A 20,461-nucleotide genomic window follows, 5' to 3' on the forward strand; every position below is an offset into this window, starting at 1 on the left:
CTTATTTCTCCTCACTTTCAGACCCGTAGCATTTTGCATCAATCAATTGTTGGATGATAGGTAAATAATCGATACGCGGATAATAGCTCGTGGGAATTTCATATGCCTCTTGTTCGATGATCGAAAAGGGTATCGATTTACGATTGCCATTTTCCATTGCTTGCCAGGCCTTTTGTAAAACTTTGTATGGCACAATAAAATATCGTTCAAAAGCAGAAAAACGAACGATAATAAAAGCCACACCATTTTGTTCCGTCACTTGCTGCATATGTGTCATTTGATGCTCATGAATATTTTTTAAGGGGAAACTTGTTTTGGAAGCCGTTTCCTTTGCATCAAAATCTATATAATGCCCATTCCAAACACCATTGTAGTCGGTTGTAGAGGGTGTTCGAAAATAAGCTTCACGAATGACAGCAGCACTTCGTGAAGGGTACTCTACTTTGACGATTTGCACAGGAACAGGTTTCTTATGAATGATAGCAAGTCGCCTTTTTATATAATAGTCGTTTGCTTCATTAATTTCATCTTCTAGCGTCTTCCCGCGATTACTAAAAGATAAATCTTTGCTTTTGCTCTTTTTTTCTGTTTTCTGTACAGAAGCATTTGGGGTATACAATTTCCCGTTTGGATAACGAATTGTCATTAAACTCACCCTTTACCTTACTGCTTTTCTATCCACTAGTTTACCATGATATAATAGCTGTTCTCTACCTCCATCATTCATGAAATTGTTACTAGAATAGTAGAAAACAAATGGTACGTATGAATAATTTGCGTCGAAAAATCGCCAGCTTTATTATTACTAGAATCGTCAAAATAACTGATAAATTTAAATAGGTCATTGGGATGAAAATATACTCACACAGCAACCTTTCATTCATGACGATTTTTTTGGTCAGAGGTTCACTATTAAAATTTTATCGAAAATCTTCTTCTTTCAGCTAACTTACGCTTATTTTGTCACGCCTGAAGGTAATTCTATACATACGAGGAATACTAAAGTAAAGCAAAGGAGGCGTTATTTTGAACAAGTTAGAACAATTAGTTGCGCAGTTAGATCTGGTCAATCAATTACTTTTCACGAGAGTGTCATTGGAAAACAATGCTCATAGTTTGCATTTTTTTATGCAACTTAAAGCGGTTAGCCAGAAAGTAAGCTTAGCAGAAAAGAACTGGCAAGTAAAGAATGCTTGTTCGCCTATTAGTAGTGAAAAATCATAGACTTTGGTACACTTATCTTATAAGCAATTGAACTAACGCAATAGCATGAAAATTGATACATTATTTTCCATAAAGGTGTGGTAAATAGGTGTCATAAACAGTGATATTTCCATAGCTGACGAGCTGAACAAAACATACTCAGCATGTATATGCCGTCACTACGAAATATATTTGCTATGTATAATTGTTGAGAGATGAGGTGCAAAATTGTTAGTTATCCAGCAAACATCCAAATTAATAGATGAATGTGATCAGTGCGTTTCACGTTTTTGGCAAATGCGTGAGGAAGATCGAACACCTGATTTTTTTCAAGAGGTAAAGCCACATGCAGATGAAATTCATCAACTTTTAAAGGTATGGCAGCAAGAAGCCAATAAATGGATTCAAAAAAATCGACCAAAATACATGCATACGCAACAAATTGCTTCAGTCGTTGAATCGATGGAGCAATTTGTTGTGCAATCTTTTTATAAAGAAACAAGTAAAAAACGTTTTTTAGATGCCATACATTCTACTTCCTATACTTTGAAAATATTTGAACGATTAGTTAAGGAGGGAGAAAAGGATGCTATCGAAGAAACGAACGATTAGTGAGCTTTTACATGAGTGGAGATATGATGAAGAACTTAAAGAGCGTATCCTGCACTGGCAAACATTAGAGGGGCGTCCAGCGAACTATGCACCATTTCCTAGGAATTTACATCCTTCTTTAGTGAAAGCCTTACAGACAAGAGGGATTGAGCAGCTTTATACACATCAGCGAGAGGCATTTGATTTGGCACAGAGTGGTACATCTTTTACAGCGGTTACGCCAACTGCTTCAGGTAAATCCTATTGCTATCATCTGCCAGTGCTACAAAAAATAATGGAGGATAAAAATGCACGTGCCATTTATTTATTTCCAACAAAGGCACTGGCACAGGACCAGAAAAATGATTTGAATGAGCTCATTGAGCAAAGCGGTGAGGAGATTTTAAGCTATACCTATGATGGAGATACGGCTCCAGGCATTCGCCAAAAGGTTCGTAAGGCAGGGCATATCGTGATGACGAATCCTGATATGCTTCATTCGGGGATTTTGCCGCATCATACAAAATGGGTTTCACTTTTTGAGAATCTACAATATATTGTGATTGATGAATTGCATACATACAAAGGTGTGTTTGGTTCCCATGTGGCGCATGTTATTCGGAGATTAAAAAGAATTTGTGAATTTTATGGGAGTAAACCAGTGTTTATTTGTACATCGGCTACCATAAAAAATCCTAAAGAGCTTGCTGAGCTACTAACGAATGAATCTCACATGCTCATTGCTGATTCGGGTGCTCCAGTTGGTAAGAAAACCTTTCTTTTTTACAATCCGCCAATTATTCATAAAACATTTGGCGTGCGTAGAAGTGCTGTATTAGAGGTAAGTGATTTAGCTAAGAGGTTGTACACGGCTGGCATTCAATCCATTATTTTTGCCAAAAGTAGGGTACGAGTAGAAATGATTGTAACCTATTTAAAGGAACTTACACGTAATAAGCTGCTCGATGAATCTGTACGTGGCTATCGAGGTGGGTATCTGCCATCTGAACGACGTGTCATCGAAAAAGGCTTACGTGATGGGACAATCCAGACAGTAGTTAGCACCAATGCATTAGAATTAGGTGTCGATATTGGTCAATTACAAGCATGTATTATGACAGGTTACCCAGGAAATATTGCGAGTGCTTGGCAGCAAGCAGGACGTGCAGGGAGACGTCAGGATGAGGCATTGATTATTTATGTTGCGCAATCTTCCGCATTGGACCAGTATGTAGTCAATCATCCACTATTTTTACTAGGCAGTACACCAGAGGAAGCACGTATTTATCCAGAAAATATGCTGATTTTAATGGATCATTTGAAATGTGCTGCCTTCGAGCTACCTTTTTCAACAGGCGATACGTATGGAGAATATGACATACAAGAATTGCTGGAGTATTTAGCAGAAGAAGGGGTAGTTTTTAAGACGAGTGATAAATGGCATTGGATGAGTGATCGTTTCCCGGCGCATGATATTAGCTTACGTTCAGCGTCACAAGAAAATGTAGTCATTATTGATCTTACCATTCCTGCACAGACAAAGGTTATTGGTGAAATGGATCGTCATAGTGCCATGACACTCTTGCATGAAGAAGCCATTTACTTGCACCAAGGCATTCAGTTCCAAGTAGAGAAGCTTGACTGGGAAGAAAAGAAAGCCTACGTACGTGAAGTAGATGTTGATTACTATACAGATGCCAATCTAGCAGTTGAAATGAAAGTTTTAGAGGAAGATCGTAACCGTTCATATGCAGGTGGTACAATCTGCTTTGGCGATGTTGGCTTAGTTGCACAAGCAACGATTTTCAAGAAGATAAAGTTCGGTGGAAAACAGGACAATATAGGGTCGGGAACAATCCATTTACCACCTGATGAAATGCATACTAGCTCATCTTGGCTATCATTTGATGCTCCCACAAAATGGACAGAAGCAGAGTTAGATGGAGCTATGGTCGGTGCTGCTTATGCCATTAATGCTTTTATTCCGATTTTCATTCGATGTGATAGTAGTGATGTAGCTGTCGTGCCACAAATAAAGGCAACACATAATGAGCTACCAACATTTTTTGTATATGACAAGTATCCTGGTGGTATTGGTCTAAGTGAAAAAGTATACGATTTATGGGAGGAACTTTTGGACAAAACACTACAACATGTATCAAGTTGTCCCTGTGAAGCAGGTTGCCCATCCTGCATTGGCGTTCAAGACAGCTTGAATGAATCAAAAGGGTATGTTGTAAAATTGTTAAGCTATTTAGTGTCCCAACTAAATAATGAAAAGGAGCGTTGAGGGTACGCCTTCAACGCAATTTTTCTTCGCGTATAAGCTTGTATATCATTTTTCTGTTTATTCCTGTGATTTTTTCGAGTTGACGCCCTGTTGCATTTGGATTTGATTGTAGGGCTTTTTTTATTGTTTTTATTCTTTTCTGGCGCATTTCAGGTCCCAATCTATTAGGCGCTAAATGCTTAAATGGGCCAAACCATTCTTGATACTTAATAAGTGTGCTGTAATTACTGTGGAAATGTTTCTGTATACGCTCAAGCGAAACACCCTTATTTTTGTTTAGGTATGTTTGAATTGCATTATATTTTTCTCTGGCAGCCGCATACATTTCTCTTTCTTTAACAGCTTCCATTGTTTCAATATCAATGCGAATGTCCAGTGTGACTTGTTGTGGCAACCTAGCGTGCATAATTAATAAATTATTAGAAACATCTAATGTTGCTGTAGGAAAGATAAAACCAATAAGCCTTTGTTGTTCGGATTCTTCTAATAAACTATCAAAATGTGCAGCAATTGATAGAAATTCAACAACAACATCATAATTGAATTGGCTAGTCTTCACTAATTCATACTTACGTTTTAAGTCATCTATAGAATTTTCAATATGTTTAAGTCGGCTATCTAGCTGATCTCGTTCCTTATCCAATACTTCTTCTGACCATTTACCATCAAGATAAAGTTTTAAAATTTTATCCATTTTTGAATTCACATCATTTTTTTGTTTATTCAATTCGGATAATTGTTTTTTGATTTTATCAAGTTCCTTATCATCAAATTCAGCATCTATATACTTCTTTGCTGTTTTTTCGTCTATTAAAATAGACTTTACTGCTGTTATAAGGCTATTCTTAATACGTTTAGTATTTACATAAGGCTTTGCTTCGCAATCATTATGTGTTGATTCATTGAGATGTCTCACTGTGAATACAGGATACGTTTTGTCTTTCTTTTTTGAATGAGAGGAAGTTTTATAAACACTTACTAGCCGATTGCATGATGCACATGTAATGATGACATTTCGCAAAAAATGTGGCTCTGCTGGTTTTGCCTTATAATTTTCTTTTAACCTTTGAGTAATGGCTTCAAATGTTTCAAGTGAACGTAGTTTTGGATAAACATCTTCTACTGTTATTGTTTCACCATTACTAAAAGTTTTTTCGAGTACACCATGATACGCTTTATTCTTATATCTTTGAATGACTTGATTGACCGTCCATTCCTTACCTGTTGGCGTTTTACATAGCTGATTTAAACAAGAGGCAACACCTGTGGCACTTATACCTTGTTCTAATAATAAATCATCTATATAAGGGATAATCCAAGAGCGATTCTCATCAACAACAACCGAACTAGTTTCTTTTACATGAATATAGCCATCTGGCTGCTTTCCCCAAACTTTCCCTTCACGTGTAAATTGTCGTTTACCACGCATCATCTTTCTTATAATGTCGCGTCTATTTCTGTGAGCAAAAATATTTTTTAGATCTGAATAAAATTCATCATCCACATTTGATAAGTCCATAATATGCCCAGGCTCTGCGATTTTAACATTATTTTCGCGTAATACGTTTTTTAAAAAATGCCAAGATACTGCATCAAGTCGAGATAAACGGTCTTGTTCGATTACTAATACAACATCTATTTTCCCATCTTCTACATAATCTAATAGCGATTCTAGACCTGGCTTTTTTAATTTTGTACCTGAATCTGTATCTTTAAAAATATCAACGATTTCCCAACCTTGACTTTCTGCATAGCGTGTTAGTTCAGTTGTTTGAGCAGATAAACTATAACGATCCTCTTGTAAATTTTTAATAGATACACGAATATAGATAGCTGCCCTAAGGGAACCTTTTGGTGCAGTTTTTTTTATAGTCATATTGGCACTCCTTCTATAAGAAAAGAGCCAGACAAATGAGCCTGCTCTTTTCTGTAATTACTATTTTGCGCAAAATATTAATGATTTAGTAAGTAATAATATTTCGGAATATGTCTGTCTTTATTGTTGATAATGAAATCATCATAAAGTGCTTAAAATATTCAATCTAACTTTAATAACATTTTTAATCTTTTTATTTTCTCTTCTTGGGTGATTGTTTCTATTGTAGAATCAGGCACAAAGTCTTTGAATAAATCTTGATTTTTTAATAGAGATTCAACGATGTTAAGTACATACTCTTTATTACTCTGAGTTAGTCGGTTAAATAGCTGTAACAATTTATCATCATCCATCTACGCTTTCATTCACCTTTCATCCTGTTAAGTCTTTTTTTTGCTTTTGTGAAGCTAATAACATTCGAGCTTTTTTCTCAGCTTCCAACTCTTGTCGATAACGCTCCAATTCTGCTTCAATATCAACTTCATCATTATTTTCCTCAACAGTAGACGCTATTTCAGAGTGTTTTGTAAAGAGATGTTGTGCTGTTTTGAGAATTGCTTGACGCACATCTTTGTTTAAATCCATATAGCTTTTAATGATGTCCAGCTCTAATTCAGAGAGCTGGCTTTTTTGTGCGTACTCATCTAATGAAAAAGTTTCTGGTTGGATGAACATTTCACCTTCGCCTGTTCGTAGCCAGTGTTCATTGACGTTGAATTCTCTACAAACATCGCTAATTATTCTGTCTGTTATTTCCCTAGTTCCATTTTCTAAGGAAGAAATATGAGAACGAGATAACTTTACTTTTTCACCCATTTCGTCTTGCTTTAATTTTAGATGCTTTCTCATAGCTTTTAGGCGTTCATTCAATTTTAATCCCCCCTTTCTTGTAAACATCGTATATCACTTTATGACTCAATGCAACATTTTGTGTTCTAAAACGATTGACAAAATACTCAAAGAGTAATATATTTGACTCAAAGAGACATAGTAAGTTTATTTTGAGTAATTTATTTGAGGTTTAGTTGCGGTGCAACATCAATCTAATTGAAAGGAGTGAGTGAAATGAGTGATCGAATCATTGCTGTGGAAGAAAAAGAAGCGGTTGAGCAAGTAAGCGCATATTTGAAAATGTTGACACCAGAACAGCAACAGACATTTGCAACATTAATTCAAGGTGCAATGGTGACTATGCAGGTAGTGGGGAGAAAAGATAAAGAGCAACAGAATGAAACTGCGTAAGAAAATTATTTATACTGAGTGCTGTGATACCGTGTCGATGACGGTACATAGGTCCTTATAGCTTTGTGACGGTAGCAACGTCAGACCATTCTAAAGGAGGTGATCCAATTATGACAAAATCAAATTGTCCAATCCTTCCAGAGCGTATTCGTCAACATGCGAATTTACCCGCTAAATTAGCAGAACTTTCACGTCTTGATGCTGAAAAGGCAATTTCTTTATTACGCGATTGGGGTGAGGGTAAGAAGACGATTAAAGCTTTGTGGGAAGAAACTACAGAATATGTAGGTGATACTCTGTCTTAAATTATTTTGGTTTCTCTTGTTCCTCCCATTCAAAAGGTATATGGAATTGTTCTGGTAGCTTATAGAAAAAAGGGAGATTTAAATGTACAGGTTAGATGAATTACAAAAGGCATATGCTACGAAATATATGATAGATACGGAGGTTAATATAATTAGAGGTTTGAAGTTTTCCCTTGCTGATAAGTCAAATCGTAGAGGGTGGAAAACCCAGGTGATCCAGCTAAATGCATATACAACTGAGCAATAAAAAAACTGCTTAATCGCTCTAACGATTAAACAATTATCAAAAAAGACTATAGATACAAAACATCATATCAAGAGGCAGTGAGAGTGTCTACGCTCTCCCGTTTACGGCAATTTTATTTGGGCTTTATTCTCATGTTGAAATTACAAGTTAAATATTAAAAAACGTGGGAGAAATTCCTTTATTGCTTAGAGAAGAGGTATTTTCGATAGCAGGTTAGTAAAAGGAAACTGATGAAATTGATGTAACGAATGGAATAAATAAAAATTGTTTTAGAGAATAGGACATTAAATTTTTTTAAAATATCAAAAATTGGTGATGGATAATGAGGGTCCTAGAAATACAGAATGTACTTTATGATTGTTGAGGACTATTAAATTTTAAAGGGAGGAATTTTGATGCAAAGGTTAAACCAAATTAGATCATTTATCGATATGGTTTTACAGGTACAGCAAGATTTTGAGGATCATTTTAAGACCTATCAAGATGTCTATTTTTTCAACCTCAATCCGCGTTTTGTGAGAATACAACAGGATCTTCAGACGGAAGCTCTAAGAATAGGCATTATTAGTATTTCTAAAGATCAAAATAATAAAATTGGCAATGTTTTAATCACAAAAGAAGCTTTTTTGGCCATTACAACTAAAGACCAGCAACAGCCCTGGTTTAAAGATACAACAAATGAAAATTGGCTAATTGAACACTATAAAGTCACTATCGATGGGATAGAAATGTGGAGCGTAGATAGTAGACAAAGAGAAACAGTTTAACTATAGAAAGGGGCATTAGTTTTGACTCTACAACAATTGCTGGAAGGTCATCAAGGAATTGTTTTCGTGAATGATAATAAAGCTTTTACAGATAGTCGGATCATTGCAGAGGTCTTTCAAAAAGGGCATGACAAGGTTTTACGCGATATACGTAACTTGAAATGTTCAGAAACTTTTCGTCTCGCCAACATTGGAGAGGCGGATTATGTAAATGGACAAGGGCGAAAAATGCCAATGTATGTCTTAACATTTGATGGATTTGTTATTTTGGCTATGGGTTATACAGGTGAAAAGGCAATGCAATTTAAAGAACTTTACATAGCTGCATTTAACCATACACATCAATTACTTGCTGATCGACAAAATACTTTAATTTTTAGTGAACAACAAGCTATAAGCCGTGCGGTAAAAGAGAGATTATCTATTATTTATCCGAATCTATCACCTTACGCTAAGAGAAAATATTTTACTACTTTATATAAGTCACTAAAGCAGCAATTTCAAGTGTTGTCTTATAAAGATATTCCAAGAAGTTCATTTGCTGAAGCACTAGCAGTTATTAATAGTTGGGAATCACCAAAATTGGAGAGTCCTCAAAATATTAAATAGGTTCGGGATGTTGCGGTTTCCGAGTAAAGGAGGGGTGTTCAATGAAGAATGGGAAAAAACTAACAGTTTTTCAACGCCAGCATCTTCAATCATTGGGATTAGAGCCGAATGATTGGTTACTCAGTAAAAAAACGAATGTTGAATGGGTAATAATCGAGCGCATTTCTGGAAATGCATGTACTATTCCTGCGCCTTAGAAACGGAAAGGTGTGAGGAAGTTGTTAGATGTATTATGTTTTCTCATCATTTTAATGTGTTGTTTTTATTTATATCTAATATAAAAAAATAAAAAGTTGGGAGAGTTAAAAATATGCCTGAATCAAAAAAAGGTACTCTTGTTTCATTAATGACTATGTCATTTTCAGATGGAATGGTCCATAAAGTGGGTTTTGTTGTATCTAAGCTTAGAAAACATGGGGATTTGACAACAGTTGTGCAACAAACTTCAGCGATTAAAAAGAGTAGTTTATCAAAATATGGACAATCCCTTTTTGATGCATGTTTTAAGGGTTGGTAATAGCCAAGCACTACATATAAGAGTGAAGAACTAGCGTGCAATGTTTAGTTTTTCACTTACTTTTATTTTTTCAAGGAGGGCTGTCACTGTTGAAATGGCTAAACGTGAAGATAAAGAAGAGTTAATCAAATGGGTAATTGACAAATGTTTGCAAAAGTATTTTGAAATGGAGTTACAGGCTAATGCTAGCCATTTACCTAGTATGACTAGTCGATGGACTGATACACCAATGCACTCGAATGGTTTTCATAGCTCTACAGAAACGGCAGCAATTAAAAAAGCTTCAGCAGCTGAATGGGTGGAGGCCTTCCATGTGAATTTAAAGTGTCTTCCAGAATTACATCGTAAGCTGATTCAACTTAAATATTTATCAAGAAGTTCTGATGGTAAATATCTAAGTGACGATTTTGTTTATACAGAATTGAACCTAAGTCGCTCTGCCTATTATCTTTTAAAAAAAGATGCACTTTATTGGTTAGGACTTCAACTTGCTGATGATTCGATTATCCGAAGTGAGTATTGACGACAAGTACACATTTTATAAAGGGTGGATTATATGAAAATAAAAGCAAGCCTAATGATCTTGGGGTTATCATCGCTATTCTTCCTTAGTGGATGTGAAGAGGAAGAAGAAAAAGAAGAAAAAATATCAGCAACGTTTCTCAAATTAGAAAAACAGGATGATGGAGCATATGCAATTCTTGCAGACGATACCAATAAGGTTTATTACAAAATGATGATTAACTCCTATGAGTATAACCATTGGAACATAGAAGAAAATACGCTGTTAGAAGATCTTGCTGTAAAAGAAAAATCAGTCTTATCTTTTTTTGGACCTTTCCCTGAATCAACGACAATAAAAAAAATTGAAATCGATGATAACTGGTATCCAATTGATGAATTTGATTATTTTGAGGAAGAAGATATGTAGAAGTGAGGTAGCTCAAATAGGGGGTGCCATAGCATGGGATTAATAATTTATCTGTTTGTGGGAAGCTTCTCGATGTCACTAATATTAGGACATTATTTCCCTAATTTACATGATCTCATAATTAATGGTTTATCGATTTTCATTTGCTTACTGTTACCGATTATTATTGTTATTTTTTCTAAATGGTTAAAAGTAAAACTTCGGTGATGCAGCAACAAAAGGAGCGTAGCTATGTTTCAACGATTTTTTCGTAGTCCAATACAAGAAAATCCGATTATGACGTATCAATGGCTGGATGATGAGAGAATCTACCATCCTTCAATAGCTGATGTAGCGTACATAAAATCGTTTTTAGAACGAACGCAAAATGACGTACTTATAACTCGTAGAGAGTACAGCGACTTATTAATTGGAAATTTGAAAGAGACTTCTACTAATCAAGAGGTCATTATCCATCTTATCTCCATTATGAAGCAATTAATTGAAATATCCATTATTCAGTATGAATCAGCTATTTTGCCCTCTCTCAGTGTATTAAAAGACTTTGAACGCTCTGACGATTTACAACGCTCTGTATGTGCCATGACGAACCATGATTATTATGGAGCGCTTATTTGTTTATCAGACTACCTAAATCGTCATAGAAAAGATGATGATCCATTGGACGTTATGGAAATCCATATTCTTTATATTTTTGTTAACTGCATATTAAGCAACGCTTTATGACGTTGTAAAGGAGGAGGCTATTTATATGAGCAATGGTACATTAGCAACACTAATTTTTACTTTATTTTTCGGGTGTGTTCTTCTATTTTCAGCAAATGAACCAGCAGCTGAAGCCAAAGAGAAAAGTTTACCAAAAGGGTTTGTTTTAGTTTCTGATACAAAGATCGGCACACAAACAGTTCATGAAATAAAACACTCAAAAACAGGTTGCCATTTTATTAGTACAGAAGACATTAAATCGGGTGGTGGTTTTGTGCAAATGTATGTCAATGTGAACAATACAGCAATTCCATATTGCGATAAAAGCAAGGGGGACAACAAATGAAATCAGTAGATGAGTATAGACAGCTACATTTTGTTGATTGTTTTAATAGGACTCACAATACCCTTGTCATAGGAAAAATGGGGAAAGGTGCAGCCTTTCATATGGTGAAAATTAATAACTCCATGTTTTGTGTCAGTGGAGAAATGGGGACGGGTTGTAGAGAATTACAACTACTTCTACCTGCTCCAAATAATCAAAATAACTTGTTTTCTAGAGTAGTAACTTTCAAAGAGCAAATGGAGATGATACTACAAAATCATCAAAAAAAATTACGACACAATCATTATTCAGCAGAAAGAGAACTTTATCGAAATATCTTTGGATTAATGTGGTGAGGTGAATGTAATGAGCCATTTTGAAGCGATGGAAGCATTAGGACAAGTCACAATATATGATTTGTTAGAAAATGATCAACCTACATTTACAGTCGGTGACAAGGTACATGCTGCCATTACACAAGAAAGTGATTATGAGGCATATATGTATTTGGAAGCTTATTACCCAATTGTTTTAAAGAAGCCTGGTGAGATTGTGGAGGTTTTACCTAAAAATCAGTATCGGGTCGATTTTGCTGGAGAGGTGCAGATAATGCGAGCGCATGAACTCTCATTTTAATTGGAAGGGTGTGAAAACATGGTATGAAAAATTACATTTGTCACTGTAATGTAAGTGCTAATGATGGTGTAAGTCATCTATCAGCTAAACCAACAATATATGTTGAAGCAAATGATCCTAGTGGAGCACATGCAGAAGCCGAAAAACAATTGACAACAAAATATGAGCGATTAGGATGCAAATACATTAGTGTTCAGGTTGCTTTATTAAAAGAAATTTAGCTATATACACGATTTATGTCACGGCAATACTTCAATGATTTTAAAAACTGAACAGGGAACATTATGTTATTTAGTGTTCCTCATTGGGTTTTTAATAGAAAAAGAAGAAGGAGGAATATGGAGTTTTTCACTAGGCATTTTATACATTTACTGTTATTGCTTTTATTATGCTTGGCGTAATGCTGAGGATTTTAAAGGATGGCTGAACAGCTTGAAAGAAGGTGATTAGATTTGAAAAAGTTAGGTCTAAAAGACACTTGTATTGGTTGTGGCGCAAAAGCTACTGACCCTGAATGTGATTGTGATTGGGCTACTTGTTCTTGTTGTGGTTATTCTGATTGTTGGGTTAGAGAAGATGACACGTATCATTGTTACCATTGTGATTATGAATCTGATCACAGAAGGAGAATGTGGGAATCGTTTTAAAGATTTATCTTGTGTATGAAGGGAGCTAACTAAATGAAATACAGTGCGAAACTTAACCAATTTTTAGTGAAAAACTCGGAGCTTACAAATGAGCAAAAGGCCGAGAAAGTAGCAAATTTAGATACAGATGATTTATTCGACTTAATGCGTAATATCGAGGAAGCTCAAGACAAGTACGACAGAATGGTAATTAAAGCAGTTGCTGGTTCTTTGCTTGCTAAAAATATTTTCTTAGTTTAATCAGTACAATCATCAAATTTACTGAACAGTTTGAGGATTATTTGAAAGAAAATGTGCAGTAAGGGGGTGACGAGTTGGAGCTTAATAAAATCTATCAAGGACATTGTTTAGAGGTGTTAAAAACACTATCTGACGAAAGCGTAAATACAGTCGTCACAAGTCCTCCTTATTGGGGGCTACGTGACTATGGTGTTGATGGACAAATAGGACTTGAAAACTCTGTTGAAGAATATGTTTCAGCACTTGTAGATGTGTTTCGAGAAATTAAACGGATCCTGAAAGATGATGGGACTGTTTGGCTAAATCTTGGTGATGCATACGCAGGTAGTGGAAAAGGGCGTAATGCAGATGGCAAAGGCAATCCAAGTAAAAACCACATGCAAAGTAATGGGCAGTTTGATGGGATTGTTAAAATATCAAAAAATGTAGATGGATTAAAGCCAAAAGATTTAATAGGGTTGCCTTGGCGTGTTGCCTTTGCATTACAAGCAGATGGATGGTACTTGCGACAGGACATAGTATGGAGTAAGCCAAATCCGATGCCAGAAAGTGTTACTGATCGGCCAACAAAATCCCATGAATATATTTTTCTATTAAGCAAGCAGCCAAAATACTATTACGATCATGAAGCAATAAAGGAACCAGCTGTATATGGAACTTTAGATGTTAGAGGATCGCAAGGTGCATTCGGACAAGCACAGAAAGCAAGGCGTACTGATAAGCCTAGAGGTTCCTTTGAGGGCAAGTATGGTAACGAGGCATTTTAGAGCAATTCGAGATAAACGCAATAAACGATCAGTATGGACAGTTTCAACTAAACCATTAAAAGAGGCACATTTCGCAACATTTTCAGAAGATTTAATTGAACCATGTGTATTGGCTGGTTGTCCGTTGAATGGCGTTGTAATGGATCCGTTCTTTGGTTCAGGAACAACAGGATTAGTTGCATTAAAACATGGCCGTAATTTTATCGGAATCGAACTCAATCCAGAGTATATAAAAATAGCTGAAAAGCGATTAAGTAAAGTACAGCTGGAACTAATCCATGAATTAGGTTAAACACTAGAAAGAAAATGTTCAGAAAGGATAGAGAGAGTATGAAAAAGTGTAAGAAATGTAATGGTCAAGGTTATGTAGTTGTCAATGATGGTGAGCGTTTGGGTAACAGACGCATTCAATTGGTCGGAAGTAGTGGAAATACAATTTGGGGAGGTAAAGTAAAGGTAAATTGCACGAATTGTTATGGAAAAGGGCATAGATAGATACTGCTCAACAGAAAGAAAATGTGCAGTAACGAAAGGGGCTGAGTAAATGAAAGAATCCGATTTATTTGAACCATTAAAACAGTTTTTATCGAATGATATGAATTGTGAAAAAGTGTTTGCTGAGGTTGTAGATTTAGATGTTGTTAGCAAGCATGGAAATGTATACATTGGCGTTGAAATGAAAACGTCGCTTAATTTTAAAGTAATTGAACAAGCAGCAAGACGTAAACATTTAGTCGATTATATGTTCATTTTAGTTCCAAAGCCGAAACACTATCACGCGCAATTAATCTTAGATTGGTTAAAACATTTAGAAATAGGTTTAATTTATTTCGATGAAAAAGCATATCGCAACAAAGTGTCTATTTACTTTTGGGGCAAGCGACAGCGAAGTGCTAAACGATTTAAAATTGCTGACTATATCGATGAAGAACTAGACATTTTAAATGTTGGTGGCGTTAAAGGTGGCGAATCGATCACACCGTATAAAAACACCATAGACAAAATAAAACATGCCTTATACATGAATGAAGATGGCTTAACGATTGAAGAAATACTTTTAAAAGTGCAAACGCATTATGCAACACCAAAGCCGTCAGTGGTAGCGACCTTACAAGCACAATGGAATCAAAAGTGGTGTGAGGTTTTCGTAAAGGATAAGGAACGTTATTTCAAAATGAAAGAAGATTATCGTGAAGAGTATTGGAATGAATATATTGGATTATCGAGAGAGGTACGAGCCTTGCGTAAGGCATAAACCCTTTATCTTACTGAACACTTAGGAAGGAGATTTCACTATGAATGCCACAGAAAATCGTCAAGGCAAAATAGAGAATGTTATCTTACGTTTTGCTAATCGCATGGATGACAAATTAGAAGTCAAGGTGCGTATTACACAGCATGTATATCAAGAAGCTAATTTACGAGTTGATTGGCAGCAATTAAAAGATGTAGGGGCAGTCAGAACTAAAGGGGCATTTCGAAGAGCCGAACGCTGGATGAATAACAATAAAGGCTTTGTCCTAAAGTTAATCGATGAACAGTTTCCGACATTTTGGGACGAGACTGACGATATTTAACTAAGCAATATGTCAAAGTTACTGCACAATATGAACAGTGAAGGGAGATAGTGAAATGCTACAAAAAGGCGACACAGTAGTAATGCATACTTGCATTGAAGCTGAAAGTCATGACGGACAAATTTGGATATGTACGTCGGATGAATTTAAGCACCATCCAAATCACGATTATACAGTAATTATGCTTGATGGTTTTAGTGGTTCGTTCCAAACGAAATATTTACAAAAGGTTAATTTCGATTTTAGTTACCAACAGTTTTTAGCAAATGAAAAGAACTACGAAAAGCTAATTAACGAACATGCCGATTTGCTTCATTTTCACGATACAGCATGCGAAGTATTAACGTCAGATCAGATTGAAGAAATTGAAGAAGCTATGCGCGATATTCCAGAAACGGTTTACTGAACAATATGAGGATATTGTTCAGCCAAAGGAAGGGGTATTTACATGGATATTTATAAAGTTATAAAGCAAAAGAATGAACTTGAAAAACTTTATGAAAACTGGACAAAGCAAGGTTTGAGCGACAAAGAAAAACGCATACGATTAAATGCTTATTTAGATGAAATGAAGCGAAAATTCAACAAAGACTCTTAAACATTTTGTGCAAAGGAAGGAGTAGTGATTTTGTGATAGTTTTAGATTTTATTTTTATAGTGCTTCTCTTAGTAAAGCTATTATTTTTAGTGGTTATTTTGAGTGCGTGTATTGATATAACTATGCTCCTAACCATAAGTTATTCTTCTAATTTAATGAGTAAATTTTTTAAGCAACTAAGACTAACTAGGCTTGAGAAATTATGACTTAAAAAAATGGGCTAATGATAGATATGAAAGGATAAAATTTTAATGAATTATTCTGGTGGATATTTATAAGTCTTAAGGTGAGTGTGATTTATCAATTTAACCTCAGGTCCAACAGATATTTCATAGGTCATTCTATCTTTTCCTAATGAAATATTATGTCCGCCATCTGTAGGCTCAATTTCAAATGTAATTTGCAGATCAAAGCCTCTGAAATGATTTCTTTTTGTTTCAATTAATTCAATTTTCAAAGGAGTAACAAAGGGTGAAACATCCTTTAAAATCTTCGGATTATAATAGCTTCTCAAATCCTTTTCAATATAAGGAGTTAGAATGAGCATGAGCATATCCTGTAATCTAAGATCGTTAGAATCCTGAGTAGGTCCATAAACCCCTAACCCTGTCCTTGGAAGAAAAAATAAAGCAAGAGTAATTAATATTATAAAAGCAGATAATCCCTTTTTCATTTATAAAATAATACACCTCTTTTATATATTTTATAAATTTATTATTAACCATCCAATTAAAAGTATGTAGTTAAAAGAGGAGGTAAAAAATACCCTAGATAATTCAACAGTAGTTTACTGCACCATCTGAGGATTGTTTTCCTTTGAAAAGTTGGCAATAAAATATACCAGGGAAAAGGAAGTGTTGTTTTGGACATGATTTTTCGGAACGCTTTTATCGTTTTTTATTTAGGGATGTTAGGCTGGTGTATTTATAGGGGGATTTTTGGAAAGGAAGAAGATTAAGTGAGGGTTATTACAGTGGTACTTTCAGTTTCTGCGTTGATATTTGCCTTATGGGTTGTATTCTTCGGAGATATTACTAGTTTCGAAAAAGTTAAGCAGTTATCATACAACTGGATTGCATTCGTTGTTGTTTTAATGTTTTTTGGAGGTTTTTTCTATGCCTTAAAAAGAAAATAACTAAATGTGCTTTATTTAGTACAAGGACGATTTCTGTAGCAACATTGGTCAGGAAAGGAGTTAAATATGTTTGAAGATAACGAAGGTGCTCTAAAATTTTTGGCAATATTAAGTCTTGCTAGTTTATGTTTACTATTCTTTGTAAGTATTACACCACTTAAAAATGATATAGAGGTAGCATCTTTATATGGAAATAAATGTATCAAAGAAAGAAATGGTGCCATTTTAGAAGAGGACCATTCATTAATAATAAAATATACGATGGAATCCGAACGATTTGACATATTTTGTTATAACGAAATGATCACAGATATGAATAGTCAAAATATCAGTAATATATGGGAAACAAGATATGCCAATAGCTCTATTGTTAAATGGAATGAAAAAGAATACGTCTTTACAAGACCTGATAAAAGATTTGTTATTACTGATGCCAATGTTAGCACACTATTAAAAGAAAATCGTAATTAGATGGGAGAAGAACGATATGTTAACGGAAAAGGATATTCAATTACTAGAGTATATGGATTATCAAGTTATGAATAATGGGTTCGATGGCTGGTTTGGTAATCGAGCTTATGACAAAATGTTTGAGTTCCTTGAATTATTACATAAAAGAAATTCTGAATTGGATCAGACAGTAGCAGCCATATTTATCAAAGTGACTGTATCAGGATTAGGTTATTACCAACATCAACATTCTACTTTTATTCCTGAAATTAAAGAAATATACAACGAGTATAACGAGGCAATTGAAGAATGCAATAACCAGTATAAACAAGTTGCTAAAGAATTTATGAATAGCTATGGATTGGAAGACTGGGGTACTAAATTTATAGACCAATTCGATACTAAATAGCTGTTTTAGCATTAAGATTAAGAATGGAAGGAGGAGCAGGAAGATGAGTGAAAGAGTAGTAGATGGAATGCAGTTTTTCGATGAAGAATTAAAGTATTTAAAACGTTATGAACATGAGTATGTATATGGCGCAGAAAAAAAACTGACTGCTTCTTCCTTAGTTACTTACATATTACTACGCTCGCTTTGTGATGAGGTAGGGCTTATCTTGGAGCAAGATTTAAATTTAAAGGAAGAATGCGAAAAACATAATCTTCCTTATAGCTCAATACATAATGGTTATCACCGCCTTTTTGACATTGGTTTATTACATATTGACCGTATAAATGGTCGTACATATATTCAATTGCCAGTAGTAGCTGCTTATGTGCCAACTGCAGTAAATACTAGGATACCTGGGTATTTTCTTGTACCCAAAGCAATTTTTAAAAGTGGCTTTTTAAGAGGTTTTATTAAAGGCCGTGATGTACGTGGTTTATTAGGCTTATTGGACCTTATAAATGGCCTGTATAGGGAATCTAAACGTAAGAGTAAACAATGGTTAAAACGTAAGAAAATCACGTTATTCAATAAATTAAAACAGTCTAAGCATGTGTTTAATAAGTGGTTAAAACGTGTATTCTATGGCAAGAATAGTTTGATCCAGGTTAAACAAGAAATAGAAGGTCTATTTGAATTGGCGTTTGTAGAAAACGTCTACAGAGAAAGGAAGCATGATGCCAAGTTCGACCAATTCCAGGCATCTGCACACAATACATTATCTTCTTTATTAAGATCCAGCAGTGTACGTTATACAAGCGATGAGTTACAGGATATGCAGTATGCTTGCAAGCAAGAAATCATTACGCCAATGTATTATGCGGTGGAAGCGAATGAAAACGCAATGTCTACGGTGAAAGCTGTTATGGCCGATATTTTAAGCGCAAGTGTGCGAGAGCTTGAACGTCAAACTTGTAATATTCAAGTTCTAGGGGCGTACTTCCGCAAGACCCTAAGACTTCAGACAAAACGTATTTTCCAAGAGGAGCAGCCGTTACGCTATCTCATCGCCAGCTCGTACAAAGATGCAAATTGGGATGTACCCGAGCAATTTCAATAAGAGCCTTTTCTGAAAAAAGTATTCAGAAAGGGCTATTTGTCATGCAGGCATACATGTATCTTTACCATGTATATCTTTAAAAAATAGAAGAATATAAAATTTGTTGGTAGGACCAGGAGAATATCCAGGAGCCTACCTTTTTTGATGGCATTTCAATCCAATTCGAGCTGTGGAATAGTCGCCTTTTAAAATTTAAATCCATTTAGGAATGTGGATGACTTATCTTGAAGATTGCTCATTTCGTGGATAATTGAAGTGATTATGTGAATAAACCATCCCTTTTCGTCATTTTTAGAGGATAAACCATTTCCAAAAATTAATAAGTCGTCAAGGCCTTGCTATCATTGGCTTTGCAAGCTTAATGATTGCTCTCTATTAATATATGAATACTATTTTGATTACTATGTGCTGTTTTTTCTCTATTATTTTTTCTATTATACTTTCCTCATGGATGACGAGGTTGAAGTTGGTTATGTTTTTCTTTCTATCAAAGAAAGAATGAAAACCTTTAAGTTATAAATAATGACCATAATATCTTATAAGATATTCAAAAAAACTAAACAAAAAAATTCAGATTCTTCTTCTGAAACGATAGAACAAATAAAGTATCTGTACTTTATTTTGGAAGAAATTTTACATACATAATTGTTAATAAAAGTAAAAGTGATAATCACTTAGTGCGGAATTTTGAATTTTTATATAAATATACTAAATAAATGATATAATGTTAAAAAAAGGAGGTAATTATATGAAAAAACTTTTATTTTCTATTTTTTCACTCGTATTAATATTATCACTTGCGCCTCTTAAGCAAGAAAATGTTTCAGCTACTGAGTTGGAACAGGAAACGGAAGATATAAATATAGAACCTCTTGGTATTGATGGTCCAGGGGATGGGATTCCTTATTGCAACCAAACCTTTACTAGTTTTAATAATGATGATTCTTATGTAACAATACAGACAAATACCCAATCAGCTGATCGTTCAATACAGTGGGGTTTTCACATAAGATCATCAGCTTATTCTAAATATAGTCCTACAACAACGGTAGGTATCGGTACTGCAACTGTAAATGGTGTTATGATTAATTCGCCATATTCAAATCACACAGCAGCACCAGATTATAATTTTCATGGTAGTTTGAAAAATTATCAAATTATGTTAACAGGCAAAAGCCAACCTCTTAAAGCCAACGATATTGTAACTCTATTCTTTAGAGCACATTCATCTAACGGTGCAAATAGTAGTGCTACTTCGGTTGACCTGAAATGTAGAGTATCATAAACTTTCCATA

34 protein-coding genes are annotated in these 20,461 nt (G+C 34.9%); 29 read left to right on the forward strand and 5 right to left on the reverse strand.

The window, feature by feature from the left end:
* Position 1: 1 nt before the first annotated feature.
* Positions 2-646 carry a Holliday junction resolvase RecU gene (recU, locus tag NYE73_RS08435; RefSeq protein WP_112117718.1) on the reverse strand — a complete coding sequence of 215 codons (645 nt, stop codon included), beginning with the start codon at positions 644-646 and terminating at the stop codon, positions 2-4.
* Positions 647-1,026: 380 nt separating this feature from the next.
* Between recU and NYE73_RS08440 the strand changes: the two genes are divergently transcribed.
* The 3 genes from NYE73_RS08440 to NYE73_RS08450 all read left to right on the forward strand — a co-directional run bounded on the left by NYE73_RS08440 (position 1,027) and on the right by NYE73_RS08450 (position 4,084).
* Entirely contained in the window at positions 1,027-1,224 is a 198-nt protein-coding gene (locus NYE73_RS08440) for a hypothetical protein (RefSeq protein WP_004225568.1), read from the forward strand.
* A 207-nt stretch (positions 1,225-1,431) separates the two neighbouring features.
* Complete coding sequence (locus NYE73_RS08445) at positions 1,432-1,815, forward strand: YppE family protein (protein ID WP_054550767.1); 384 nt, start codon at positions 1,432-1,434, stop codon at positions 1,813-1,815.
* The gene (locus tag NYE73_RS08450; protein WP_340815435.1) at positions 1,790-4,084 is read left to right on the forward strand and encodes a DEAD/DEAH box helicase; all 2,295 of its coding nucleotides are present in this window, start codon (positions 1,790-1,792) and stop codon (positions 4,082-4,084) included. Before NYE73_RS08445 ends, NYE73_RS08450 begins: the two co-directional genes overlap by 26 nt.
* Before the next feature lie 10 nt (positions 4,085-4,094).
* Here NYE73_RS08450 and NYE73_RS08455 read toward each other — a convergent pair whose 3' ends face one another.
* From NYE73_RS08455 to NYE73_RS08465, 3 genes are all read right to left on the reverse strand, one after another.
* Positions 4,095-5,960 carry a recombinase family protein gene (locus NYE73_RS08455; protein WP_315054497.1) on the reverse strand — a complete coding sequence of 622 codons (1,866 nt, stop codon included), beginning with the start codon at positions 5,958-5,960 and terminating at the stop codon, positions 4,095-4,097.
* Between the two features lie 161 nt (positions 5,961-6,121).
* Positions 6,122-6,313, reverse strand: a complete 192-nt coding sequence (locus NYE73_RS08460; RefSeq protein WP_315054495.1) for a hypothetical protein — start codon at positions 6,311-6,313, stop codon at positions 6,122-6,124.
* Positions 6,314-6,332: 19 nt separating this feature from the next.
* Positions 6,333-6,830, reverse strand: a complete 498-nt coding sequence (locus NYE73_RS08465) for a helix-turn-helix domain-containing protein (RefSeq protein ID WP_315054493.1) — start codon at positions 6,828-6,830, stop codon at positions 6,333-6,335.
* Between the two features lie 195 nt (positions 6,831-7,025).
* Here NYE73_RS08465 and NYE73_RS08470 point away from each other — a divergent pair, with 195 nt between their 5' ends.
* From NYE73_RS08470 to NYE73_RS08575, 22 genes are all read left to right on the forward strand, one after another.
* Positions 7,026-7,202 carry a hypothetical protein gene (locus NYE73_RS08470; protein ID WP_158499496.1) on the forward strand — a complete coding sequence of 59 codons (177 nt, stop codon included), beginning with the start codon at positions 7,026-7,028 and terminating at the stop codon, positions 7,200-7,202.
* A 110-nt stretch (positions 7,203-7,312) separates the two neighbouring features.
* A complete protein-coding gene (locus NYE73_RS08475) occupies positions 7,313-7,507 on the forward strand; it encodes a hypothetical protein (protein ID WP_315054489.1) in 195 nt (64 codons plus the stop codon).
* Between the two features lie 642 nt (positions 7,508-8,149).
* The gene (locus NYE73_RS08480; protein ID WP_315054487.1) at positions 8,150-8,521 is read left to right on the forward strand and encodes a hypothetical protein; all 372 of its coding nucleotides are present in this window, start codon (positions 8,150-8,152) and stop codon (positions 8,519-8,521) included.
* Positions 8,522-8,542: 21 nt separating this feature from the next.
* A complete protein-coding gene (locus NYE73_RS08485; RefSeq protein WP_315054484.1) occupies positions 8,543-9,130 on the forward strand; it encodes a Rha family transcriptional regulator in 588 nt (195 codons plus the stop codon).
* 41 nt (positions 9,131-9,171) lie between these two features.
* Positions 9,172-9,327, forward strand: a complete 156-nt coding sequence (locus tag NYE73_RS08490; protein ID WP_274995971.1) for a DUF6906 family protein — start codon at positions 9,172-9,174, stop codon at positions 9,325-9,327.
* A 113-nt stretch (positions 9,328-9,440) separates the two neighbouring features.
* Entirely contained in the window at positions 9,441-9,647 is a 207-nt protein-coding gene (locus NYE73_RS08495) for a hypothetical protein (RefSeq protein ID WP_274995973.1), read from the forward strand.
* 94 nt (positions 9,648-9,741) lie between these two features.
* Complete coding sequence (locus tag NYE73_RS08500) at positions 9,742-10,170, forward strand: ArpU family phage packaging/lysis transcriptional regulator (protein WP_315054478.1); 429 nt, start codon at positions 9,742-9,744, stop codon at positions 10,168-10,170.
* 33 nt (positions 10,171-10,203) lie between these two features.
* Positions 10,204-10,578 carry a hypothetical protein gene (locus tag NYE73_RS08505; RefSeq protein ID WP_315054476.1) on the forward strand — a complete coding sequence of 125 codons (375 nt, stop codon included), beginning with the start codon at positions 10,204-10,206 and terminating at the stop codon, positions 10,576-10,578.
* Between the two features lie 33 nt (positions 10,579-10,611).
* A complete protein-coding gene (locus tag NYE73_RS08510; RefSeq protein WP_315054474.1) occupies positions 10,612-10,785 on the forward strand; it encodes a hypothetical protein in 174 nt (57 codons plus the stop codon).
* A 24-nt stretch (positions 10,786-10,809) separates the two neighbouring features.
* Positions 10,810-11,304: a hypothetical protein gene (locus tag NYE73_RS08515; RefSeq protein ID WP_315054472.1), complete on the forward strand. Its 495-nt coding sequence runs from the start codon at positions 10,810-10,812 to the stop codon at positions 11,302-11,304.
* Positions 11,305-11,329: 25 nt separating this feature from the next.
* A complete protein-coding gene (locus NYE73_RS08520; RefSeq protein WP_315054470.1) occupies positions 11,330-11,629 on the forward strand; it encodes a hypothetical protein in 300 nt (99 codons plus the stop codon).
* Positions 11,626-11,964, forward strand: coding sequence for a hypothetical protein (locus NYE73_RS08525; RefSeq protein WP_315054469.1), 339 nt, complete (start codon positions 11,626-11,628; stop codon positions 11,962-11,964). The genes NYE73_RS08520 and NYE73_RS08525 overlap by 4 nt, the downstream gene beginning before the upstream one ends.
* 10 nt (positions 11,965-11,974) lie before the next feature.
* Positions 11,975-12,244, forward strand: a complete 270-nt coding sequence (locus tag NYE73_RS08530) for a hypothetical protein (protein ID WP_315054467.1) — start codon at positions 11,975-11,977, stop codon at positions 12,242-12,244.
* A gap of 23 nt (positions 12,245-12,267) precedes the next feature.
* The gene (locus tag NYE73_RS08535; RefSeq protein ID WP_315054466.1) at positions 12,268-12,465 is read left to right on the forward strand and encodes a hypothetical protein; all 198 of its coding nucleotides are present in this window, start codon (positions 12,268-12,270) and stop codon (positions 12,463-12,465) included.
* 268 nt (positions 12,466-12,733) lie between these two features.
* On the forward strand, positions 12,734-12,910 hold the full coding sequence (locus NYE73_RS08540) for a hypothetical protein (RefSeq protein ID WP_340815438.1): 177 nt from the start codon (positions 12,734-12,736) through the stop codon (positions 12,908-12,910).
* Positions 12,911-12,924: 14 nt separating this feature from the next.
* Positions 12,925-13,131 carry a hypothetical protein gene (locus NYE73_RS08545; RefSeq protein ID WP_315054463.1) on the forward strand — a complete coding sequence of 69 codons (207 nt, stop codon included), beginning with the start codon at positions 12,925-12,927 and terminating at the stop codon, positions 13,129-13,131.
* Positions 13,132-13,205: 74 nt separating this feature from the next.
* On the forward strand, positions 13,206-13,898 hold the full coding sequence (locus tag NYE73_RS08550) for a DNA-methyltransferase (protein ID WP_340815439.1): 693 nt from the start codon (positions 13,206-13,208) through the stop codon (positions 13,896-13,898).
* Positions 13,879-14,190, forward strand: coding sequence for a DNA-methyltransferase (locus tag NYE73_RS08555; protein WP_315054461.1), 312 nt, complete (start codon positions 13,879-13,881; stop codon positions 14,188-14,190). Before NYE73_RS08550 ends, NYE73_RS08555 begins: the two co-directional genes overlap by 20 nt.
* 252 nt (positions 14,191-14,442) lie before the next feature.
* A complete protein-coding gene (locus NYE73_RS08560; RefSeq protein WP_315054457.1) occupies positions 14,443-15,153 on the forward strand; it encodes a hypothetical protein in 711 nt (236 codons plus the stop codon).
* A gap of 40 nt (positions 15,154-15,193) precedes the next feature.
* On the forward strand, positions 15,194-15,475 hold the full coding sequence (locus tag NYE73_RS08565; RefSeq protein ID WP_315054456.1) for a hypothetical protein: 282 nt from the start codon (positions 15,194-15,196) through the stop codon (positions 15,473-15,475).
* Positions 15,476-15,530: 55 nt separating this feature from the next.
* A complete protein-coding gene (locus NYE73_RS08570) occupies positions 15,531-15,881 on the forward strand; it encodes a hypothetical protein (protein ID WP_315054454.1) in 351 nt (116 codons plus the stop codon).
* A 42-nt stretch (positions 15,882-15,923) separates the two neighbouring features.
* Positions 15,924-16,073, forward strand: a complete 150-nt coding sequence (locus NYE73_RS08575) for a hypothetical protein (protein WP_315054453.1) — start codon at positions 15,924-15,926, stop codon at positions 16,071-16,073.
* 256 nt (positions 16,074-16,329) lie between these two features.
* Here NYE73_RS08575 and NYE73_RS08580 read toward each other — a convergent pair whose 3' ends face one another.
* Positions 16,330-16,746 (reverse strand): DUF3888 domain-containing protein, encoded by a 417-nt coding sequence (locus tag NYE73_RS08580; protein ID WP_315054451.1) that lies wholly within the window; start codon positions 16,744-16,746, stop codon positions 16,330-16,332.
* A gap of 528 nt (positions 16,747-17,274) precedes the next feature.
* On the opposite strand from NYE73_RS08580, the gene NYE73_RS08585 reads away from it, so the two are divergent.
* The 4 genes from NYE73_RS08585 to NYE73_RS08600 all read left to right on the forward strand — a co-directional run bounded on the left by NYE73_RS08585 (position 17,275) and on the right by NYE73_RS08600 (position 20,451).
* A complete protein-coding gene (locus tag NYE73_RS08585; RefSeq protein WP_315054450.1) occupies positions 17,275-17,679 on the forward strand; it encodes a hypothetical protein in 405 nt (134 codons plus the stop codon).
* 16 nt (positions 17,680-17,695) lie between these two features.
* Positions 17,696-18,067, forward strand: coding sequence for a DMP19 family protein (locus NYE73_RS08590; protein ID WP_315054448.1), 372 nt, complete (start codon positions 17,696-17,698; stop codon positions 18,065-18,067).
* Positions 18,068-18,110: 43 nt separating this feature from the next.
* Positions 18,111-19,166, forward strand: coding sequence for a hypothetical protein (locus NYE73_RS08595; protein WP_315054447.1), 1,056 nt, complete (start codon positions 18,111-18,113; stop codon positions 19,164-19,166).
* Positions 19,167-19,914: 748 nt separating this feature from the next.
* Complete coding sequence (locus NYE73_RS08600; protein WP_315054445.1) at positions 19,915-20,451, forward strand: hypothetical protein; 537 nt, start codon at positions 19,915-19,917, stop codon at positions 20,449-20,451.
* Positions 20,452-20,461: the final 10 nt, after the last annotated feature.

The organism is Lysinibacillus sp. FSL K6-0102 (assembly GCF_038003545.1).
Classification (GTDB): Bacteria; Bacillota; Bacilli; order Bacillales_A; family Planococcaceae; genus Lysinibacillus; species Lysinibacillus capsici.

Coding starts and splice junctions, on each gene's coding strand:
- recU (WP_112117718.1), bottom strand. CDS start 646: ATGACAATTCGTTATCCAAACGGGAAATTGTATACCCCAAATGCTTCT.
- NYE73_RS08450 (WP_340815435.1), top strand. CDS start 1,790: ATGCTATCGAAGAAACGAACGATTAGTGAGCTTTTACATGAGTGGAGA.
- NYE73_RS08455 (WP_315054497.1), bottom strand. CDS start 5,960: ATGACTATAAAAAAAACTGCACCAAAAGGTTCCCTTAGGGCAGCTATC.
- NYE73_RS08460 (WP_315054495.1), bottom strand. CDS start 6,313: ATGGATGATGATAAATTGTTACAGCTATTTAACCGACTAACTCAGAGT.
- NYE73_RS08470 (WP_158499496.1), top strand. CDS start 7,026: ATGAGTGATCGAATCATTGCTGTGGAAGAAAAAGAAGCGGTTGAGCAA.
- NYE73_RS08475 (WP_315054489.1), top strand. CDS start 7,313: ATGACAAAATCAAATTGTCCAATCCTTCCAGAGCGTATTCGTCAACAT.
- NYE73_RS08480 (WP_315054487.1), top strand. CDS start 8,150: ATGCAAAGGTTAAACCAAATTAGATCATTTATCGATATGGTTTTACAG.
- NYE73_RS08490 (WP_274995971.1), top strand. CDS start 9,172: ATGAAGAATGGGAAAAAACTAACAGTTTTTCAACGCCAGCATCTTCAA.
- NYE73_RS08495 (WP_274995973.1), top strand. CDS start 9,441: ATGCCTGAATCAAAAAAAGGTACTCTTGTTTCATTAATGACTATGTCA.
- NYE73_RS08500 (WP_315054478.1), top strand. CDS start 9,742: ATGGCTAAACGTGAAGATAAAGAAGAGTTAATCAAATGGGTAATTGAC.
- NYE73_RS08505 (WP_315054476.1), top strand. CDS start 10,204: ATGAAAATAAAAGCAAGCCTAATGATCTTGGGGTTATCATCGCTATTC.
- NYE73_RS08510 (WP_315054474.1), top strand. CDS start 10,612: ATGGGATTAATAATTTATCTGTTTGTGGGAAGCTTCTCGATGTCACTA.
- NYE73_RS08515 (WP_315054472.1), top strand. CDS start 10,810: ATGTTTCAACGATTTTTTCGTAGTCCAATACAAGAAAATCCGATTATG.
- NYE73_RS08520 (WP_315054470.1), top strand. CDS start 11,330: ATGAGCAATGGTACATTAGCAACACTAATTTTTACTTTATTTTTCGGG.
- NYE73_RS08525 (WP_315054469.1), top strand. CDS start 11,626: ATGAAATCAGTAGATGAGTATAGACAGCTACATTTTGTTGATTGTTTT.
- NYE73_RS08530 (WP_315054467.1), top strand. CDS start 11,975: ATGAGCCATTTTGAAGCGATGGAAGCATTAGGACAAGTCACAATATAT.
- NYE73_RS08535 (WP_315054466.1), top strand. CDS start 12,268: ATGAAAAATTACATTTGTCACTGTAATGTAAGTGCTAATGATGGTGTA.
- NYE73_RS08545 (WP_315054463.1), top strand. CDS start 12,925: ATGAAATACAGTGCGAAACTTAACCAATTTTTAGTGAAAAACTCGGAG.
- NYE73_RS08555 (WP_315054461.1), top strand. CDS start 13,879: ATGGTAACGAGGCATTTTAGAGCAATTCGAGATAAACGCAATAAACGA.
- NYE73_RS08560 (WP_315054457.1), top strand. CDS start 14,443: ATGAAAGAATCCGATTTATTTGAACCATTAAAACAGTTTTTATCGAAT.
- NYE73_RS08565 (WP_315054456.1), top strand. CDS start 15,194: ATGAATGCCACAGAAAATCGTCAAGGCAAAATAGAGAATGTTATCTTA.
- NYE73_RS08570 (WP_315054454.1), top strand. CDS start 15,531: ATGCTACAAAAAGGCGACACAGTAGTAATGCATACTTGCATTGAAGCT.
- NYE73_RS08575 (WP_315054453.1), top strand. CDS start 15,924: ATGGATATTTATAAAGTTATAAAGCAAAAGAATGAACTTGAAAAACTT.
- NYE73_RS08580 (WP_315054451.1), bottom strand. CDS start 16,746: ATGAAAAAGGGATTATCTGCTTTTATAATATTAATTACTCTTGCTTTA.
- NYE73_RS08585 (WP_315054450.1), top strand. CDS start 17,275: ATGTTTGAAGATAACGAAGGTGCTCTAAAATTTTTGGCAATATTAAGT.
- NYE73_RS08590 (WP_315054448.1), top strand. CDS start 17,696: ATGTTAACGGAAAAGGATATTCAATTACTAGAGTATATGGATTATCAA.
- NYE73_RS08595 (WP_315054447.1), top strand. CDS start 18,111: ATGAGTGAAAGAGTAGTAGATGGAATGCAGTTTTTCGATGAAGAATTA.
- NYE73_RS08600 (WP_315054445.1), top strand. CDS start 19,915: ATGAAAAAACTTTTATTTTCTATTTTTTCACTCGTATTAATATTATCA.